The following is a 12,793-nucleotide window of genomic DNA, read 5'->3' on the forward strand; positions in this document are numbered from 1 at the left end:
AAGTCCCGCGCCAAAAGTTACGCGCGATTCCTAAGGGTATAAGCAGAGAAATGAGGATCCATGGCTAGTTCACTCTCCGAGCGGCTCACGCTGGAGCTGCGCGAACGGATCGCTACCGGCCTGCTCGCCCCGGGCACCACGGTGATCGAACCGGCGCTGGCCGAGGAGTTCCAGGTGTCCAAAACGCCCGTCCGTGAATCCCTGCGCCAGCTGACCAGCGAAGGCCTGCTGCAGCTACTGCCGAAAAAGGGCTACCTGGTACGGGCGATCAGCATGGAGGACATCCATGAAGTCCTGGAACTGCGCATCCTGCTCGAACCACGGGCGGCACGGAATGTCGCGCGCTTTCATTCGGCGCAAACTCTCGCCGAGCTGCGCGGGCACCTCGCCGAACAGGAGCACCTGGCCGAGGCGGATCCCATTGCCTCGATGCTCGCCGCCCGCCGCTTCCACGAGGATCTCTCGGCGGCCAATCGCAATTCGCGGATCACCGCCACGTTGACCAAGTGCTTCGCCGAGACAGCCAGGGCGCACTACGTACTGCCGGCCATGCAGCCCTATATGTCCCAGTCCGCCGAGCTCGCCGAGCACCGAGCCATTTTGGCGGCCATCGGCGCGGCAGATGCACAAGCAGCGGAGAACGCGATGCGCACGCATCTGCAGTCCATCCACCGGGCCATGCTCGGACAGCTGCAAAACCCAGACTCGCTATGGGGCTAGCCGGTCGCTGTGCCCCTCATTGCCCTAGGCGCATCCACGCATCACCGCGGGCGCGCAGCCCCAGGGTGATGGCACGCGCCAGCATGTAGCCGATGGCGAAGACTACCCAGATCCACAAGATCGCCGCCTGCGGGCCAATCGCGAAGTGCTGCACCGCCCACAGCATGGGCAGATAGGCGAGCAGGTTGATGGTTCCGGCAATGCCCAGGTACTTCGCATCCCCGGCGCCAATCAACACGCCGTCCAGGACAAATACCAATCCGCACAGGGGCTGGGAGAGCGCCAAGATCCACAACCCGATGGTGGTCAGCTGGTGGACCTCGGTGTCCGGAGTGAACATCATCGGGAACACCCATGAGGTGGCCAGCAGCAATAGTCCGGTGCATATTCCAAAGTAAATCCCCCACCGGCTCATGATCCCGGTGAGCTGGCGAACCTGGGATGCGTCTCCTGCGCCGAGCTCCTTGCCAATGAGTGCTTGGGCGGCAATGGCCAGTGCGTCCAGGGCAAAGGCCAGGAAGGAGAAGATGGTGAAGACCAGCTGGTGAGCGGCCAGCGTCAGCTCTCCTGCGTTAGTTGCCACCACCACCGTCAGCAGCAATGCCACGCGCATGGTCAGGTTTCGCAGCATCAGCCAGGAACCCACCTGGCCGGTGGAAATGAATCCCGCCCAGCTGGGACGCAGGTGGATCTCAGCGGCCCGGATGCGCGGCACGAGCATCCGCAAATACACCAGCGCCATCAGCCACTGCGCGATCGAGGTGCCCAAGGCGGCACCGGCCACGGACATCTGCAGCCCGTAGACCAAGGCGAAATTCAGCACGATATTCAGCCCGAATCCCGCGGTAGCGACCACCAGCGGCGTTTTGGTGTCTTGCATTCCGCGCAGCACGCCGGTTGCCGCGAGGACCAGCAGCATGGCGGTGAGACCGGGCATCGAATACAGAATGTAGTCCACCGCAAACTCGAGGGTCTGGCCTTCGCCGCCCAGCAGCCGCACCAGCGGTTCGGCACAGATGAAGCCCGCCACCGATAAGACGATGCCCAGAACCACCGCAAACCACATGCCGTCGCGTCCGGCCGCCATGGCGCGCGCCTGCTGCCCTGCGCCGAGAGCGCGAGCGACCGCCGGGGTGGTGGCGTAGGCCAGGAAGATCATCAGGCCCACCGCAGTATGCAGCACTGTGGTGCCCAGGGCCGCGCCAGCCAGCTCCGAAACACCGAGGTGTCCCACGATGGCCGAATCCGCCATCAGGAATAGCGGCTCGGCGATCAACGCCCCCAAGGCGGGAATGGCCAGCACAAGGATCTGCTTGGCCAGCGAGGGGGAGGCTGTCCGGGACTTATCTGCGTTCACGAGTCCTACTCTACGAACTGATCGGCGCTCACGGCGATTCCCCCGTCTGCGCACCAAGGGTTCACCCCTAGTTTACCTGTGCTTTGCGGGGCAACTAGGCGGTCGCATTCCCGAGCTGAAATACTTCTGCTATGACTTCTTCCCCGAGTGCGGCTCCCGCCGGCCCGCCCCCTGCAGCGCCGGTCCGCGAGGTCTTCGCCGCTTTCCTCAAGCTGGGGCTCACTTCCTTCGGCGGCCCCACCGCGCACCTGGGCTTCTTCCGCGAAGAGTTCGTGGTCAAAAGAAAATGGTTGAGCGAAAGCGCCTATGCGGACCTCGTGGCGCTCTGCCAGTTCCTGCCCGGCCCGGCTTCCAGCCAGGTCGGCATGGCACTGGGCTTGCAGCGCTCGGGCACCTGGGGACTGCTCGCCGCGTGGGCCGCGTTCACCCTGCCCTCGGCGATCCTGCTGGTGCTATTCGCCCTGGCGGCCAATAGCCTGGATTCGCTGATCGGGGACGGATGGATCACCGGGCTCAAGGCGGCGACCGTCGCGGTGGTGGCGCACGCGGTGCTGGGGATGGCCAAGACGCTGGCTCCGGACGCACCGCGCGCAACGCTGGCAGTGGCAGCGATGGGAGTCGTGCTGCTGTTCCCTTCCCCTTTCATCCAGGTCGCGGTGATCCTCGCCGCGGGGCTGCTCGGCCTGCTCTGGATGCGGAACGGGGCCGAAGATTCGCAGCACAGCGATTTCAGCTTCGCCCGCCACTCGCGGCGCAGCGCGGTCATCTGCCTGGCGGTCTTTGCCCTGCTGCTGATCGGCTTGCCGGTGGCCGCCGCGGTTTTCGACCACCCGGCGCTGCAGCTGACCGAGATCTTCTACAGCACCGGCGCGCTAGTCTTCGGCGGGGGCCACGTGGTGCTGCCCATGCTCGAAACCCAAACGGTGGGCGCCGGGTTCGTGGAGCATGACGCATTCCTCGCCGGCTACGCAGCCGCCCAAGCCGTGCCGGGACCGCTTTTCACCTTCGCTGCGTATCTGGGAATGGTCTTCCAGTCAGGACCGAGCGGGGTACTCGGAGCGGGCATCGCCTTGCTTGCGATCTTCCTGCCCTCGGCCCTGCTGGTCGCCGGCGCGCTCCCGTTCTGGCAGCGCCTGCGCAGCTCGCGCACGGCCCGGCGGGCCTTGTCCGGGATCAACGCCGCGGTGGTGGGGCTGCTGGCCGCCGCGCTCTACTCCCCGGTGTTCTTGCAGGGCGCTTCCACCGTGCCCACGCTGGTGCTCGCGGCGGCCGGATTCCTGGCCCTGCACTCCTGGAGAATCCCGCCGTGGATGCTGGTGATTTCCAGCGCCGTGATCGGTTGGGCTCTGCTCTGACCCTGTGCAGCAACGGCTAAGCCGGTTAGGCTGGGACACCCCTGCGCCCTGGACCGGAAGTAGAACTATGGAACTGATCGATTGGCAGTGCGCCGCCTGCGCCGTTGAATTCGAGCCGGCGGCTGAGCCGCCGGATTTCTGCCCCATTTGCGTCGACGAACGCCAGTACGTACCGGATGGAATCCAACGCTGGACTCACCGCGCCGAGCTCTTGGCAGCCGGGCATCAGGTCCAAGTCCATGATCTGGAACCCGGGCTGACCTCGTTCAGTTCCCCGGATATCGGCATCGGGCAAAGCGCCCTGCTCGTGCAAACCGGGAACGGAAACCTGCTCTTCGAGGTGCCGGGACTGCTCGACCAGCGGACCTTCGAAGCGATCGGCGAGCGCGGCGGCGTGCAGGGGATCGTGGCCAGCCACCCGCACATGTATGGCGTGCAGACCGCTTACAGCAGCGCCTTCGGAAACGCGCCCATCTACATCGCGGCTCCCGACCAGAACTGGGTCCAACGCGCTAGCCCGAATGCGAAGGTCTGGTCCGAGCCCTTCGAACCGATTCCCGGGATCCGGCTCGAGCAGATCGGCGGGCACTTCCCCGGGAGCACCGTGGCCCTGTGGGCCGCGGGAGCCGCGGGCCTCGGGGTGCTGCTGGCCGGGGACGGGGTCTTTCCGGTGGCGGATGGAAATGTCACCTTCCTGCGCAGCTATCCCAACCGGATCCCGCTCTCCGGGCCGGTGGTGCGCCGCATCGCCACCCAGCTGGCCGCCCTGGAATTCGAACGGCTCTACAACAACTTCGCCAGCGTCGTGCCCGCGCGGGCCGGGGAGATCGTCGCGTTCTCCGCCGCACGCTACGCTGCCTGGGCCAGCGGCAGCAACGATTCGATGACCTGAGCTACAGCAGCAGGCGCACCAGCGGGGTGGCGATCAAGATGGTCAGCGCGACGCGGATGAACCAGATGATGACCATGTCGCGCAGGCGCAGCGGAATACTGGTGGCCAGCAGGCAGGGAACCAGCGCGGAGAAGAAGATGATCGCCGAGACGCAGACGATCGCGACCACCATGCGCAGCTCGATGGACTCATGCCCGGCGGCCAGCGTGGCGGGCAGGAACATCTCCGCGATCCCCGTCGCCGAGGCCTTGCCGACCAGCAGCGGATCCTCCAGGCCGACCACCCAGGCGAAAGGCGCAAACAGGTAGCCCAGCCAGTCGAAAATCGGGGTGTAGCGGGCCAGCAGCAGCCCGGCGAGCCCGACGGAGAGAATCGAGGGCAGGATGGCCATGGCCATCTTCAGCCCGTCCCAGATGTTCTCGCGCATATTCTTGCCGAAGCTCGGGGCACGGCCCACCGCGGCGAGCGCTTCCTTCCACGCGGTGGCCGCGCGCCGCCCGGAGATCTTCTGCTCCGCCAGGTACTCGACGCCCAGGTAGGTCTCATCCTTGATTCTGCTCAGCGGCGGAATGCGCACGGTGATCGCGGTGACGGTGAAGGTGACCGCCAGGGCGAGCCAGAAGTACAGGCTCCAGTGCTCCATCAGGTCCAGCGCCTTGGCCACGATGATCATGAAGCTGGCGGAAACCGTGGAGAAGCCGGTGGCGATAATGGCGGCCTCGCGCCCGGTATAGCGTCCGCCGCGGTACATCCGGTCGGTAATCAGCAATCCCAGCGAGTAGCTGCCCACGAAGGAGGCAACCGCGTCCACCGCGGAGCGTCCCGGGGTGCGCCACAGCGGGCGCATCACCGGCTGGCAGAAGATCCCTAAGAATTCCATCAGTCCGTAGCCCACCAGTAGCGCCAAGAAGATCGCGCCGATGGGAACGATGAGCCCCACGGGGATGACCAGCTTATTGAGCAGGAACGGGCCCATGCTCTCCTCGGTCAGCCACCCCGGTCCCCCGCCGAAGATCAGCACCGCGCCCACCGCGAGTCCCACCACGTTGGCGAAGGCAAAAACCATGCGCAGCTTCGAGGCCTTCCACCCGCCGTTGCTGAAGGGCAGGATGGTTCCCGCCAGCAGCAGCGCCAGGATGTAGTACGGCACCGCGGGCCCCAGCGAATTGCGGATGAAGGTCACCAGATGGTCAAGGGGAATCGTGCTCGTGCCGTTGAGCGTAATCGGCACAAAGAACATGATGATGCCGATGAGGCTGAAGACGATGAACTTGGTGACGTGGGAGAACCGCGCGGGTTGCGTAGTCACTGATTCGGATGCCATGGCAGACCTGTTTCTCGTTGGCTGGAGGGAAGCACACCGCTGCCTCGGGTCAAGTATCAATAACACCCGATCCAGCTTCGAAAATGTGACCCGCAGCTCACCAATTGTCCGAGACCCCAGACTTTGCAGGCAGAACCGGAGACCGCAGAGAAATGGCTCAGGGCGCACCCCTCTGGGTGCGCCCTGAGCCATTCAAATTGTGAAGATCTCTAGCGCTTGCGCGCCGCAACCCGTGCCAGGATCTCCTCTTCGGCCTGCGGACCCGGTTTGATGCCGCCGGGAACCTTGACGAAGAACACCGCGCCCAGCACCCACCAGGCACCGAAGATCAGCCACGGTTCCCAGCTCAGTGAGGCGGGCATGCCCGGCATGTAGAGCATGAACAAGGCCGCGGTCAGGAGCACCGAGGCGTAGCCGATGATTTCGCCGCCGCGCCCCTTGCCCGCCACGCGCAGCGGGCGATCCATCTTCGGCTCGCGGCGGCGCAGGATCAGGAAGGTCACCGAGACCAGGAAGTAGGCGACGATGATACTCGGGGCACCGGAATCCACCAGCCAGCCGAGCATCTCGGCTCCGAAGAACGGCGCGAGCAAGGAGATGCCGCCAATGAACATCAGCGCATTGGCCGGAGTCTGGTACTTCGGGTGCAGCTTGCCGAACCAGGCTGGAAGCATGCCGCCGCGCGCCATCGAGTAGACCAGCCGCGAGGCGCCCAGGAGCAATGAGTTCCACGAGGTCAGGATTCCGGCAAGACCACCAGCGATCAGCACCTTGGCCATGATCTCCGAATTGAATAGCGCGCCGAAGGCATCTGCAGTGGCAATGTCCGCGCCTGCCAGCTGATCCGCAGGCATGGCCGAGGCGGTGGTCAACACGACCATCACGTACCACAGGGTCGCCAGCACCACGGAGATCACCACCAGCTTGCCGATCTGCTTGGCCGGGATCTTCACCTCTTCGGCCGACTGCGGGATCACGTCAAAGCCGATGAACAAGAACGGCACGGCAACCAGCACCGCGAAGAAGCCGCTCATGCCCGGGGTGAAGAACGGCTCCATATTTTCCGCCGAACCGTTAGTGGCCGAACCGAAGATCATCAGCACGCCGATGACCAGCAGGAAGAGCACGATGAAGGTCTGCACGATGCCGGCCTGCTTCACGCCACGGATATTGATCCAGGTGACGAGCAGACCGGCGGCCACACCCACCAGCGCCCAGGTGAGGTTCACTTCGAACCCCGCCACGGTCCACAGCGGGATCTGGCCCATGCCGGGGAAAATGTACTCCACGGTCCGCGGGAAGGCGACCGCCTCGAAGGCCACGATGGTCACGTACCCGCCGATGATCCCCCATGAGCCAATGAATGAGGTGCGCGCGCCGAGAGCGCGGAGAATGAAGTTGTGCTCGCCGCCGGCCTTGGGCATGGCCGCGGTGAGTTCGGCATAGGTCAGGCCCACGATGGCCATGATGGCGCCACCGGCGAGCATCGCGCAGATGGCGCCCATGGTGCCGGCATTATCAAGCCAGCCTCCGGTGAGCACTACCCAGCCGAAACCAATCATGGCGCCAAAGCCCAGGGCCAGCGCATCCCAGTTGCCGAGAGTCTTCGCCAAGGTGGTTGGCGATGCCGAGGAGTCGGCGGTATGTCTGCTCATGTTGCACTTCCGTGTTGATGGAACGAAGTAAGGATCGTTAGCCATTGTCCGGCCCATCACAGGCGCGTATCCCACAGCTCACAAAATCAGGGTAACCCCAAGCGGTGAACGGTGTATTAAATGCGACAAAAGGTAGTTTGATGCCGCGGATTACCTCTTGTGCTTCAGCCCCAAGGCAAAGATGACGGCGAGTATCTGCAACAGCACCACGCACAGCACCACCGTGGGCCAGCCGTAGTGCATGAAGGGAATGCCGATCAGCCAGCCAAGCAGCGACGAACCCACATAGTAGAAGAGGTTGTAGAGGCTCGCGGCTTGGGCCCGGGTGGCGGGTGCAAGCACCGGCACCCAACCGCTGGCCACCGCATGCGCGGCGAAGAAACCGGCGGTGAAGATCACCATCCCCGCGATGATGGCCACCAGGTTCCCGGACAGGGTCAGCAGCAGTCCGGCCATGCTCAGCACAATGCTCAGCAGCAGCGCCCCGCGCCGGCCTGCCTTGGCGACCAAGCGGCCGCTGGCCACCGCAGACCAGGTCCCGGACAGGTAGGCGATGAAGACCAGGGAAGCCAAGGACACCGGCACCATGAATGGAGGTGCCTCCAACCGGAAAGCCAGGTAGTTGTAGACGGCGACAAAGCCGCCCATCAGCAAGAAGCCCTGCAGGTAGAGCAGCGGCATGCCTCCGCCCAGGGCCCGCTTGAATTTGCCTAGGATGGGGCGCAGGCCGCGCTGCTCGATGGGGGTGAAGCCAAGGGCCGCCGGGGCTTTGAGCAGAAAGAACAGCGTGCCCAGGGCCGCCATGACGCTGACCGCCGCGACACCCCAGCGCCACCCGGCCGGTTCCCCCACCCAGCTGGCCACCAAGCGCCCGGCCAACCCGCCAAGGGTGGTCCCGGAGATGTAGGTGCCGCTGGCCAGGGCGACCGCGCGCGGGGTCAGCTCGTCGGCGAGGTAGGCCAGGGCACTGCCCGGGACGCCTGCCAGCGCAATACCTTCGAGGAAGCGGACAACGAGCAGCGGTTCGAAGCCGCTCATCATGGAGCTGGCCAAGCCAAGGACCACCGAGGCCAGCAGCGCAATAGCGATGACCCGCCTGCGCCCGATGCGGTCCGAGACGATGGCCCAGGGTGTGACGGCGAGCGCCAGGCCAAGGGTGGCCGCGGAGACCGTCAACGCGGCCTGGGAGGAACTGATGTTCAGCTCTACGGCGATGCTCGGCAGCAGGCCCTGCACCGAGTAAAGCTGGGAGAAGGTGGCAACACCGCTGGCAAACAGGGCCAGCAGCATGCCGCGGTAGGGAACCGAATGCGGTTCGTGCCCGGTGAAGCTCAACCTAGACGCCGGTCGGAAGCAGCGGATAGACCAAGTAGAGCATGAGCAGAGCCATGGCGTTGTTGATGAAATGCAGCAGGTAGGCGTAGGCCAGCGACTTGCCCGAAAGGATGTAGGCCAAGGACATCAGAATGCCGAGCATCAGGTACGGCAGGACCTGGGCGATGGAGGAGATTCCGCCGCCGTTGAGGAAATGGATTCCAGCGAAGATCAGCGTGGAAATGAGCGCGCACACCCAGATGTTGAGCTTGCGTGAAAGCTTGCCGATCAGCAGGTGGCGGAAGAGGTACTCTTCGACAAACGGTCCAAAAACCGCGGTGACGACAAACATCACCGGGAGCGGCACGGCGGTGGTCATGCCCTGCAGGGCTTCCTGATTTGCGCTGATCTGCGGCCCGCCGAAGATCATCGTCACGATGGCGGAGCAAATAATTGTCAGCAGCCAACCGCCGGGCAGCATCAGCCATTTGGCCCACGGGTAGTACTTCATGGTTTTGAAGGAGTCGAAGAAGTGCGCTCCGCACTGGACCATGGCCAGGATGAAGAAGCTGGTGTAGAGAATCAGGTTGATTCCGAAGAGGGCTTGCTCTTCGGTTTCGAAGGCCGTGAAATATCCGGGGATCAGCCCAATGAGCGCCGCTCCGCCGAAGACGAAGAACACGACGTAGGAACCCACCGTCCACCAGTCACCGCGGGTCATCGCTCCGGGGTCGAAGACCCTTTGCTTGCGGCGTGGCAGGAAATACTGCTGTGGGTAGGGCGGGGGCTGCTGCATGTTCCTAGCCTATCCAGTGAGCGCACCGCCCCTTGCATTCACGGCCTGGGTTCGCCATTGATTCCTATGAAAAGCGACTCAACGTATCCGCGAGTGACACCGTCTGCCCACACTGAATATTGGTGTGGGCAGATGATGCCGCTCAAGAATCTACTTCGTTGACTCGGCCGTCACCAGATCGGAGAAGATCTTCGAGTAGCTCACCCCGGCAATGGCCGCACCGATCAGCGGAGCCACGATGAACAGCCATACCTGGCCCAGCGCTTCCGGTCCGGCGAACCAGGCAACACCCAAGGACCGAGCCGGATTGACCGAGGTATTGGTGATCGGGATGGAGATCAGGTGAATCAGGGTCAAAGACAGACCGATGGAAACCCCGGCGAAACCTGCCGGCGCGCGCCGGTCGGTTGATCCGAGAATCACGTACAGGAAGATCGCGGTCAGCACGATTTCGGCAACCAGAGCCGAAACCAGCGAGTAGCCATCTGGTGAGCGATCGGCATAACCATTGGAGGCAAAGCCCGACTCGACCGCGTTGAAGCCATCTTTCCCGGAGGCAATGGCGAAGAGCACGGCACCGGCCACCGATGCGGCGATGACCTGGGTGATCATGTAGGAAGGAACTGCCTTCCATTCCACACGCTTGGCGAGCGCGGCGCCCAAGGTGACCGCTGGGTTGAAGTGTCCGCCGGAAATATGGCCAACCGCGTAGACCATGACCAGCACGGTCAGTCCGAAGACAAGCGCTACTCCGAGGAAACCGATACCCATATTGACGGTCTCGCCGTCAAGGACCTGGGCAGCAAAGATTGCCGAACCGCAACCGTCGAAGACCAATACGAAGGTACCGAGGAACTCTGCGGTCAACCGCGAGCTCATGGTTGGTGATGATGACTGTGACATGTTTATCTCTTTCGAGAAGGATTTGCCGCCAGATAGCCACAGTCTATGCTTTGCTCTGCGCAAATTATAGAAACATTTGACAAAAATCGACGAATCGTTCCGGTGCACCAGCAGAATTCTGAAATACGGTGCCGCGGGTTCTTGGGCTGGGCGCAACAAATGCAAGGGACGGTGCCAAGTGGAAGTGCTATGAACCGATCGAAAAGTGCGCACAACGTTATGAGGAATGGCTGCGAAGGCTCAGCCCTTGTCGCCCATAATTCCTCGGTATAGGTTGATAACCCACGTTCCTCTTCGCTGCGAAGGCAACCACATGTCATTTCAGGCCTATCTCGATACGATTGAAACCAAGACAGGGCTCACCCCACGGCAGCTGTTAGCACAGGCTACTGATCGTGGATTCGGTTCCGCCACCAAAGCGACTCCAATAATCCAGTGGCTCAAGGAAGAACATGGTTTGGGTCGTGGCCATGCCATGGCCATGGTTCATGTGATCACCAAAGGTACGCAGATCAGCGACAAACATGTTGCTAGCGGCACAGTCCACGCAGATGCCAGTAATACTCTGTGGCTAGATGGCAAAGCTACCAATCCAAACGCCACCAAATGAACTCGTTCTCCCCCAACGCTCTGGAGCCCCTCGGCAAGTCGAAGGGCTTCAGCGCGAGCTTTCACTTGAAGTGAAGCTAAGGCAGAAATCTAGATTCGCGGAGCCGAAATATACCTTCGCAGTCTTTACCAGTACGAGACCAGCCAAGCTGGTACTAATCCACCAGCGTCAGCCCGGTGTTATCTGCTGAATCCTGCCACGCCTAGAATCCCGGCGTCGTAGTCCATGACCTGTGCAGTGGAATCTCGGTCATCGCTGAACACCGAGGCAAGTCCCGCCATCGGATCCGATCCTCTCCTCCTACGGGAACGTATTGCGCGGCATTATCGATGTCGCTGCGACTTTCAGTGTGCGCGGAGATGCGTCAGAGGAATGCTGGCGACCCATCGAAGAAATTCAGCGTGGTTTCGACGACTCGGGCGGGCTGGAGAAGACCAGCGCGAGCCCTCCGGATGTGAACGTGGTGAATAAAAGCCGCGGAAATACGGCCTGAATTTCTGACCGGAACATCAACTGAGATCGATGTGCGCGATGTCCGGAAGTGATAGTAACAAGTTTCTTTACTATCACTTTCTAGGAAAGTGATAGTAAGATATTTCTTACTACCACTTTGGAGGAACGTCATGGCTGATTCCCGAAACGCATCTGCTGCATTCGAATTCCCTCCCGTGAAGTACGAAACCCATTTCTGGAAACCCACAAATCCGCATATCTTCTCCAATGCCGAGGTTCGGCGGCAAACAGGCCCCTACGCCTCCGCGTTGCCAGCCCATATCGCCAATTGGTATCCCCAGCCAGAATCGTTAGTGATCACCGGGCTTGAAGAAGCCATACATGCCCTCCACGATTTTGACGTCTACTCACTGCTGAGACTTGGCACTGAAAATCCTGAGCTCGGACCCATGTCCAGCGTTTTACTCCGGACCGAAAGCTCCTCCAGTAGCCAGATCGAGCAGCTCACCACAACGGCTCGCCAACTCGCGCTGGCGGAGATCGATGAAGGCGATAAAGCCAACGCTCGAACAGTTGTTGGAAATGTCCACGCAATGGAATCTGCGCTTGCCCTTGCCCAGCAGATCAGTCTCAATAGCATTCTCTCTATGCATCAAAATTTGATGAATCAACAAATTGGAATGGAAGACGAAGCGGGCAAATTCAGGGGAGAACTCGTCTGGATCGGAGGAACAGACAACGCGGGACCCCGCGGTGCCAGCTTTGTTGCACCGAGCCATGAACTGATTGGCGACGCGCTCAAAGACTTAGTTGCATTCATTTCACGCACCGACTTACCTGCAATCGTCCAAGCAGCAATCGCGCACGCTCAGTTCGAAACGATCCACCCATTCGTGGACGGCAACGGGCGTACAGGCCGGGCCTTGGTCCACTCGATACTGCGTCACCGACTGGTTTCTCAGTACACCACTGCACCGATCTCCGCGGGAATCCTCCGGGATACCGCTAGCTATTTTGAAGCGCTGGAAGCATTCCGTGCCGGAGATGCGGCCCCGATCATCCAGACCTTCATCAATGCCTCAATCTTTGCGGCTAACACTGGCAAGGAACTGATCGACTCACTGGCTGCACAGCTTGATGACTCCGCCACAAAGCTGGTTGGCCTGCGCTCAAGCTCCGCCGTGTGGAAGATCCTGCCACGCCTGATCTCTCAACCTGTAGTCAATGCCCGATATCTTAAAGAACAGCTCGGATTGGGCGACGCTGCCATCCAACGTGCGCTCGGTGTACTGACCGAACGCGGTGTGCTGGCCGAGAAGTCCGGACGAAGCAGGAACCGGATTTGGCAGCACGACGGGGTGCTGAAAATACTAGATGAATATGCGAAATCTCTGCGACGGTCCGCTGGAACAGC

The 12,793-nt window shown here is 62.0% G+C and carries 11 protein-coding genes; 5 read left to right on the forward strand and 6 right to left on the reverse strand.

All coding sequences use genetic code 11. The features are described 5' to 3' along the window. Positions 1–60: 60 nt before the first annotated feature. Positions 61–720 (forward strand): GntR family transcriptional regulator, encoded by a 660-nt coding sequence (locus ACT3TP_RS16470; protein WP_444621055.1) that lies wholly within the window; start codon positions 61–63, stop codon positions 718–720. Between the two features lie 16 nt (positions 721–736). Here ACT3TP_RS16470 and ACT3TP_RS16475 read toward each other — a convergent pair whose 3' ends face one another. Next, on the reverse strand, positions 737–2,077 hold the full coding sequence (locus tag ACT3TP_RS16475; protein WP_444621056.1) for an MATE family efflux transporter: 1,341 nt from the start codon (positions 2,075–2,077) through the stop codon (positions 737–739). 131 nt (positions 2,078–2,208) lie between these two features. Between ACT3TP_RS16475 and chrA the strand changes: the two genes are divergently transcribed. Then, positions 2,209–3,432 (forward strand): chromate efflux transporter, encoded by a 1,224-nt coding sequence (gene chrA, locus ACT3TP_RS16480; RefSeq protein WP_444621057.1) that lies wholly within the window; start codon positions 2,209–2,211, stop codon positions 3,430–3,432. Positions 3,433–3,499: 67 nt separating this feature from the next. Continuing rightward, positions 3,500–4,324 carry a hydrolase gene (locus ACT3TP_RS16485; RefSeq protein WP_444621058.1) on the forward strand — a complete coding sequence of 275 codons (825 nt, stop codon included), beginning with the start codon at positions 3,500–3,502 and terminating at the stop codon, positions 4,322–4,324. A 1-nt stretch (position 4,325) separates the two neighbouring features. Here ACT3TP_RS16485 and ACT3TP_RS16490 read toward each other — a convergent pair whose 3' ends face one another. The 5 genes from ACT3TP_RS16490 to aqpZ all read right to left on the reverse strand — a co-directional run bounded on the left by ACT3TP_RS16490 (position 4,326) and on the right by aqpZ (position 10,316). Beyond that, the gene (locus tag ACT3TP_RS16490; RefSeq protein ID WP_444621059.1) at positions 4,326–5,648 is read right to left on the reverse strand and encodes a YjiH family protein; all 1,323 of its coding nucleotides are present in this window, start codon (positions 5,646–5,648) and stop codon (positions 4,326–4,328) included. 209 nt (positions 5,649–5,857) lie between these two features. Further along, entirely contained in the window at positions 5,858–7,303 is a 1,446-nt protein-coding gene (locus ACT3TP_RS16495; RefSeq protein ID WP_444621060.1) for an APC family permease, read from the reverse strand. A gap of 150 nt (positions 7,304–7,453) precedes the next feature. Then, the gene (locus ACT3TP_RS16500; protein ID WP_444621061.1) at positions 7,454–8,638 is read right to left on the reverse strand and encodes an MFS transporter; all 1,185 of its coding nucleotides are present in this window, start codon (positions 8,636–8,638) and stop codon (positions 7,454–7,456) included. Position 8,639: 1 nt separating this feature from the next. Beyond that, positions 8,640–9,413 carry a lysostaphin resistance A-like protein gene (locus tag ACT3TP_RS16505; RefSeq protein WP_444621063.1) on the reverse strand — a complete coding sequence of 258 codons (774 nt, stop codon included), beginning with the start codon at positions 9,411–9,413 and terminating at the stop codon, positions 8,640–8,642. Positions 9,414–9,563: 150 nt separating this feature from the next. Next, positions 9,564–10,316 (reverse strand): aquaporin Z, encoded by a 753-nt coding sequence (gene aqpZ, locus ACT3TP_RS16510; RefSeq protein ID WP_444621065.1) that lies wholly within the window; start codon positions 10,314–10,316, stop codon positions 9,564–9,566. 313 nt (positions 10,317–10,629) lie between these two features. Here aqpZ and ACT3TP_RS16515 point away from each other — a divergent pair, with 313 nt between their 5' ends. Then, on the forward strand, positions 10,630–10,926 hold the full coding sequence (locus ACT3TP_RS16515; RefSeq protein WP_444621066.1) for a DUF4287 domain-containing protein: 297 nt from the start codon (positions 10,630–10,632) through the stop codon (positions 10,924–10,926). A gap of 623 nt (positions 10,927–11,549) precedes the next feature. Further along, the coding region (locus ACT3TP_RS16520) for a Fic family protein (protein ID WP_444621067.1) at positions 11,550–12,793 on the forward strand (1,244 nt) is incomplete at its 3' end.

It is taken from the genome of Glutamicibacter sp. AOP38-B1-38, assembly GCF_052377485.1.
Classification (GTDB): Bacteria; Actinomycetota; Actinomycetes; order Actinomycetales; family Micrococcaceae; genus Glutamicibacter.